This window comes from Buttiauxella cochleicola (genome assembly GCF_021282405.1).
GTDB classification, from domain to species: Bacteria; Pseudomonadota; Gammaproteobacteria; order Enterobacterales; family Enterobacteriaceae; genus Buttiauxella; species Buttiauxella massiliensis.
Genome location: NZ_JAJSOU010000008.1, coordinates 223,017 through 230,219 on the forward strand (window position 1 = coordinate 223,017; position 7,203 = coordinate 230,219).

Annotated in this window: 5 protein-coding genes; 4 read left to right on the forward strand and 1 reads right to left on the reverse strand. The window is 48.0% G+C overall.

The window, feature by feature from the left end; translation table 11 throughout:
• The first annotated feature begins 96 nt into the window (after nucleotides 1–96).
• Nucleotides 97–1,533, forward strand: a complete 1,437-nt coding sequence (locus tag LVQ79_RS13280; protein WP_232865328.1) for a DNA cytosine methyltransferase — start codon at nucleotides 97–99, stop codon at nucleotides 1,531–1,533.
• 38 nt (nucleotides 1,534–1,571) lie between these two features.
• On the opposite strand, the gene LVQ79_RS13285 is transcribed toward LVQ79_RS13280, so the two are convergent.
• Entirely contained in the window at nucleotides 1,572–2,162 is a 591-nt protein-coding gene (locus tag LVQ79_RS13285; RefSeq protein ID WP_232865315.1) for a TetR/AcrR family transcriptional regulator, read from the reverse strand.
• A gap of 387 nt (nucleotides 2,163–2,549) precedes the next feature.
• Here LVQ79_RS13285 and uidA point away from each other — a divergent pair, with 387 nt between their 5' ends.
• Genes uidA through uidC form a run of 3 tightly spaced genes read left to right on the forward strand, consistent with a single transcriptional unit; the run spans nucleotide 2,550 to nucleotide 7,033 of the window.
• Complete coding sequence (gene uidA, locus LVQ79_RS13290; RefSeq protein WP_232865316.1) at nucleotides 2,550–4,355, forward strand: beta-glucuronidase; 1,806 nt, start codon at nucleotides 2,550–2,552, stop codon at nucleotides 4,353–4,355.
• A 3-nt stretch (nucleotides 4,356–4,358) separates the two neighbouring features.
• Nucleotides 4,359–5,732 (forward strand): glucuronide transporter, encoded by a 1,374-nt coding sequence (gene uidB / locus LVQ79_RS13295; RefSeq protein WP_232865317.1) that lies wholly within the window; start codon nucleotides 4,359–4,361, stop codon nucleotides 5,730–5,732.
• A 35-nt stretch (nucleotides 5,733–5,767) separates the two neighbouring features.
• Nucleotides 5,768–7,033: a glucuronide uptake porin UidC gene (gene uidC, locus LVQ79_RS13300; protein WP_232865318.1), complete on the forward strand. Its 1,266-nt coding sequence runs from the start codon at nucleotides 5,768–5,770 to the stop codon at nucleotides 7,031–7,033.
• Nucleotides 7,034–7,203: the final 170 nt, after the last annotated feature.

Below are 7,203 nucleotides of genomic sequence, written 5' to 3' on the forward strand. Positions count from 1 at the left end.
TTAAAGAGATGCCCGCAACGGTTGCGGGCTGTTCTGATTCTCTCTGGGTCAAATCAGTGATAGAGTGACACTCTATTTTCCCTGCTATGGTTCATGATGAACGACTTCGACACTATTGCCGTGCAACTCTCACAACAATCCCTCCGCCAGCAGCAGCAACAACTAGAAGAAGACTACGCACTCGTGAGCCATATTCTGGAAATCTATGACCAGAAGACGGTGGCACACCATTTGCGCCAGGTGAGTGGCGACTGGACTCGTGAATCGTTAAACCGTTGGTTTAACCGTAAATCGTCCCCGCGTACCTTGACGCCAGCTGAAAGCGAAATGCTGCAAAACATGTTGCCGCCTTTGCCAGCCCATCATGGGAAATACGCATTTAAATTTGTCGATTTATTTGCCGGAATTGGCGGTATTCGTAGCGGTTTCGAAGCAATTGGCGGCCAATGTGTATTTACCAGCGAGTGGAACAAGCATGCGGTGCGTACTTATAAAGCCAACTGGTATTGCAGCCCGGAGAATCATCAGTTCAATCAGGATATCCGCGATGTCACTTTGAGCCATCGGGATGATGTCAGCGATGAAGAAGCTGCGGCACATATTCAGGCAACGATGCCCGACCACGATGTTTTGCTGGCGGGTTTTCCATGTCAGCCTTTCTCTCTGGCTGGGGTGTCGAAGAAGAATGCATTAGGGCGAGCACATGGATTTGCTTGTGAAACGCAGGGCACACTGTTCTTCGATGTGGCGCGTATTATTGATGCGAAACGTCCGGCAATTTTTGTGCTCGAAAACGTTAAAAACCTCAAAAGCCATGATAAAGGCAACACCTTCCGTATCATTATGGAAACCCTCGATAGCCTGGGTTATGAGGTGGCTGATGCCGCGATAATGGGGGCGGGGGATCCAAAAATTATTGATGGTAAAAACTTCCTGCCACAACATCGTGAACGTATTGTGCTGGTAGGTTTTCGTCGCGACCTCAATCTGCATAAAGATTTCACGCTAACTAAGCTCAGCGAGCTATATCCCCAACGGCGCCCAACCTTTGGTGAATTACTGGAACCTTCTGTCGACAGTAAATATATCCTGACGCCTACGCTGTGGAAGTATCTTTATTATTACGCCAAAAAACATCAGGCGAAGGGGAATGGTTTTGGCTATGGGCTGGTTGATCCCCAAAACCCCGCAAGTGTGGCCCGCACATTATCAGCCCGGTATTACAAAGATGGCGCTGAAATACTTATCGACCGGGGATGGGATAAATCTCTTGGGGAAGCGGACTTTGACAACGCGGATAATCAGGTTCGCCGCCCACGTCGTTTAACGCCTCGCGAATGTGCGCGCTTAATGGGTTTTGAAGCGGTTCAAGGGAATGCATTCCGTATTCCGGTTTCGGATACTCAGGCTTACCGGCAGTTTGGTAACTCAGTGGTGGTGCCTGCGTTTGCAGCTGTTGCCAAACTGCTTGAATCTCGAATTGCTCAGGCGGTGGAGCACAGAAGTACTCCTGTATTGGACAAAGCAATCTGATACAACAGCCGCCGTTAACTCCGGCTTTAGCCACTGCTTTAGGCCGGAGTATTAATTTGTAGCAAACCATTGAGCATGTTTTTCAATGAGATGGTGAACATGTCATTACTGTTCCTGGCAAGTGCTTCGGCATCTGCGATTGTGCCGTAGTTCATGGTCAATAACAGTCGGGCTGCACATGCTAAATCAACTGTAGCACCGATAACACCTGCCTCTCTGGCTTCACTCAGGCGTGCCGTCATTAACTCTGTAATGGCCTGATATTTCTCTTCCAGCATTCTTGCCACCTCCGCATTACGCATCCCTTCCGCCATTATTTCCACGACTAACGCGCGTTGCGCCTGGTCTTCCTTCGCCAGCTGTAAAAATGAATCCACCAGATAATCTACCAGCCCTTCTCCCGCAATCGGGTCGCGAAAGTGCGTCAGCGCACGCTCCTGATCCTGAGCAATGATCGCCTGAATGAGTGCTTCCTTCGACGGGAAATGATGATAAAGCGTGCCAGGGCTGATATCGCATGCTTTGCAGATGGTTTTCATGGATGTGCTGTGAAATCCATTGCTGGAAAAACATTGTCGAGCCGCAGCCAGCGCGCGCTCAGGAGTAGGCAGAACTTCGGTCAACGTCATTGCGTATCCAGTAATAAAAATGGCCATTGATAGCAGTGTAAAAGAGTTTTCCTGACAGGCCCAGAGTTGTCGCTTAACTTTGAGAACCCATGGAATACCTTCCTGCGATGAGTGTACATGGAATACAAAAACAAATCGAATGAACGTTCGATTGAACAAAAAACCAATAAAGTCAATCATGTATTTCCTGATTGTGTGGGGTGGCGCACATCAACTGACTTGCAATATTGATTTTTATGATCGTCATTTCAGAACGTTATTTCACGAATTTTTCCCACCCTGGCTTCATGCTAATTCTGTGCTTCCACATTTTTATCGGTATCTCCTGCCAGTTTTAGTCAGAAACCGGCAGGCACCATTCCTTCGTTTTGTTTAAGGATCTTTACTATGTTGCGTCCTACAGAAACCTCTTCCCGTGAAATTAAACGCCTCGATGGCCTTTGGTCTTTTTCAGTCGATACAAATGATGCGGGGATGGAACACGGCTGGTGGCGTCAGGATTTAGCGCAAAGCCGCGCCATCGCGGTACCAGGGAGTTACAACGATCAGTTTGCCGATGCGGGGATTCACAACTACGTGGGCAATGTCTGGTATCAGCGGGAAACACGCATTCCACGTGGCTGGGTAGACCAACGTATCGTGCTGCGTTTTGATGCTGTTACACATCGGGGAAGTGTATGGGTTAACGATCATTTCGTGATGGAACATCAGGGCGGGTATACCCCGTTCGAAGCAGATATCAGTCACCTGGTGGCAGCAGGTGAAACGGTGCGTATCACCGTTTGCGTCAATAATGAACTGAGCTGGAACACTATCCCTCCGGGTATCGTCACTGAGTTGGATAACGGTAAAAAGCAGCAGTCTTACTTTCATGACTTTTTCAATTACGCCGGTATCCATCGTAGCGTGATGCTTTACGCCACACCTACTGCGTATATTCAGGATGTTACGGTTGTTACTGATGTTGCGGAAAATACTGAACAGGCGACCGTAACCTGGAATGTGGTTGCTGATGGTGATATTCGGGTTGAGCTTCGCGATGGGCAGCAAAAAATAGTGGCACAAGGGCTGGGGGCCACAGGTATATTTGAACTGGATAATCCTCATCTTTGGGAACCAGGTGAAGGGTATTTGTACGAGCTGCGGGTTACCTGCGAAGCCAATGGTGAGTGTGACGAATATCCAGTACGTGTCGGTATCCGTTCCATTACGGTTAAGGGTGAGCAGTTTTTGATTAACCACAAACCGTTTTATTTAACCGGTTTTGGTCGACATGAAGATGCAGATTTTCGCGGCAAAGGTTTCGACCCGGTGTTGATGGTTCACGACCACGCGTTGATGAACTGGATTGGCGCTAACTCCTATCGCACGTCCCACTACCCTTACGCGGAAGAGATGCTCGATTGGGCTGATGAGCACGGTATCGTAGTGATTAATGAAACCGCGGCGGTTGGCTTTAACTTATCGTTGGGAATCACTTTTGACGCAGGCGAAAGACCTAAAGAACTCTACAGCGAAGAGGCGATTAATGGCGAGACTCAGCAGGCTCACTTGCAGGCTATAAAAGAGCTTATTGCCCGGGATAAAAACCATCCAAGTGTAGTGATGTGGAGTATTGCCAATGAGCCCGACACCCGTCCAAATGGAGCCAGAGAGTACTTTGCGCCTTTAGCTAAGGCCACTCGTGAACTGGATCCGACACGTCCGATTACCTGCGTAAACGTGATGTTCTGCGATGCCGAAAGCGACACCATCACCGACCTGTTCGACGTGGTTTGTCTGAATCGCTATTACGGCTGGTATGTGCAATCAGGTGATTTGGAAAAAGCAGAACAGATGCTGGAGCAAGAACTGCTGGCCTGGCAGTCAAAACTACATCGCCCAATTATTATTACGGAATACGGTGTCGATACGCTGGCAGGAATGCACTCGGTTTATAACGACATGTGGAGTGAAGAGTACCAGTGCGCCTGGCTTGAAATGTATCACCGTGTCTTTGACCGGGTTAGCGCCGTGGCTGGCGAGCAGGTGTGGAACTTTGCCGATTTTGCTACATCACAGGGAATTCTACGTGTGGGCGGCAATAAAAAAGGCATCTTTACCCGTGATCGTAAGCCAAAGTCGGCAGCGTATGTATTGAAGAAACGCTGGAATGGCATGGCGTTTGGTGAAAAACCGGTTCAGGGAGAATAAGGGATGAATCAACACCTGTCCTGGCGAACCATCATTGGCTACAGTCTGGGAGATGTAGCCAATAATATCGCCTTTGCTATGGGTGCATTGTTTCTGCTCAGTTATTACACCGACGTCGCAGGCGTCGGTGCTGCTGTTGCCGGAACCATGCTATTGGTTGTGCGCATTTTTGATGCCTTTGCCGATATTGCGGCGGGGCGGATTGTGGACAGCGTAAATACCCGTTGGGGGAAATTCCGTCCATTCTTGTTGTTTGGATCAGCCCCACTGATGCTGTTTAGCGTGCTGGTGTTTTGTGTTCCGGCTGACTGGAGTCATACCAGTAAAGTCATTTATGCGTATCTGACCTATATGGGACTCGGCTTGTGCTACAGCCTGGTTAACATTCCCTATGGGTCACTTGCCACCGCAATGACGCAGCAGCCTCAGTCACGCGCCAGACTGGGGGCGGCACGTAGTGTCGCGGCAGCGCTGGCTTTTGTCAGCCTGGCATTTATCATCGGGCCAAAAATTAGTGGCGTTAGCCCATCTGAAATTCAATCGGTCTACATTGAGTGGACGATTGCATTGGCGATAGTGGGCCTGATTCTCTACTTTATCTGCTTCAAATCAACCAGGGAAAATGTGGTGCGCATTGTTGCGCAGCCTTCGCTACATATCAGCCTGCAAACGTTAAAAAGAAACCGACCATTATTGATGCTATGTATGGCGGCGCTATGTATTTTGATTTCGACATTCGCTATTAGCGCCTCGTCACTGTTCTACGTGCGTTATGTTCTCAATGATGTCGGGCTGTTTTCCGTACTAGTGCTGGTGCAAATGCTGGTTGGTACGCTGGGTTCCGCACCACTAGTACCAAGATTGGTTAAGCGCCTTGGGAAAAAGAATACTTTCCTTATTGGTGCAGGTATCGGAATGCTTGGCTACCTGCTCTTTTTCCTGATGTCTGAACAAGCTCCACATTATGCATTTACAGCCCTTGCCATTGCTTCGGTGGGGCAGGGAATAACCATGACTGTGATGTGGGCGCTGGAAGCTGATACCGTTGAATATGGCGAATATTTGACCGGCGTGCGTATTGAAGGGCTGACTTATTCGTTCTTCTCATTTACGCGAAAATGCGGCCAGGCAATTGGTGGGTCTATTCCGGCATTTATTCTGGGAATGAGCGGATATATCGCCAACCAGGCACAAACGCCTGACGTCATAATGGGCATAAGAGTCTCAATTGCACTGGTGCCTTGCCTGTTTATGATACTGGCGTTTGTCATTATCTGGTTTTATCCATTAACGGATAAAAAGTTCAGTGAAATTGTGCAGGAAATTGAAGTGCGTAAGCGAGCTCAACAGCAATTAATTAATGACTTTACCGGATAACATCTTCGTAAAATAAAACCCTACAAGGTTAACTTATGAATATTAATGCGAAGCTCGTAGCTATTGTCATAGCTGCGCAAGCCGCCTGTACCTCTGTGTATGCCACATCTATAACAGAAGATGATTCCTCATTAAGATTACGCCTTAAAAATGAATTACGTAGAGCAGATAAACCCAGTGCAGGGAATGCTAAAGATATTTACGCCTGGGTTCAGGGCGGGTTAATTGATTTCAGAAGTCGCTATTATCAGAACCATATTAGCATAGAGGGTGGAGCATATTATGTTTATAAATTAGGAGCGCGTGCAGATATGAGCACTCGCTGGTATCTGGATGGGCACGATAGCTTTGGCCTGGCATTGGGTGCTGTTAATTTGAAATACACCGACAGCGCGTTATTAAAAGTTGGGCGTTTCGGCACTGATTACGGTTATGGCAGTTTACCCTGGCGAATTCCTCTGATTGCCAGTAGTTCGCAGCGAACATTACCGACGATTTCGGAAGGGGCGTTAGGATACCTTGCTGTATCGCCTAACCTGGAGTTTTGGGCTATGTGGCGCTCGCGAGTATTTAACTGGACGGATTCAACAACCGGGGTCCGTGATGAGGGGGTCTATAACGCAGCAACCGGGAAATATGATAAACATCGGCCGCGAACGTTCCTTGCATCCAGTTGGCATAATAGTGCAGAACGTTATTCTATCGGCGCTTCAATTCAGCAAGATGTTTCAACACAGCTGCAAACTATCCTGGAAAAACGGGTAGAGCTCAGCGAAGAATATGCATTAAAAGGCGAATTGCTGGGGATGTACATTCATCTGGATGGGTTAAGCCGTTCACAAGTGCAGCCAAATGAAACTTCGCTTATCAGCGGTCAACTAACCTGGATAACTCCCTGGGGAAATTTGTTTACCAATGCAGGATATTTACGGCACGCTATGAATGGTGCCATCGTGGATACCGACCTTGGTTACCCTTTTTCTCTGAGTCTTGATCGTAACAAAGAGGATATGATCTCCTGGCAGATTGGCGCGGGCTATAGCCTGACTCCCTCAACGAGTATTGTTGTGGCGCCAATAGTGACAAACGGATACGAATCAAGTCGCGAGGATGTCAAAATTGAAGGTGTTGGTGTACTGGTTGGTGCGAATTATCGTCAGATGCAAGGGCCATTAACAGGATTGAATATATTCCTTGCTATGGATAAAGGTCGGGAAAAACGAGAGGGTAGTGCGCCTGGCGACAGGTTGAATTACTGGGATATCAAACTCAACATTCAGTATGACTTTACCCTGAAGTGACTATTTTTTAGTCAAGGGAAGCCCGGCATAAAGTTTGTGTCGGGACCCTGTAAATAATTCTGTGTAACTGCCAACGTATTAAAGGTGATCGCTCAGGCGGTCACCGAACTCGATAATAAAACGACTCATCGCCAGCCGCCAGTTTTGGATCGGCATACTCCATTTCTTTG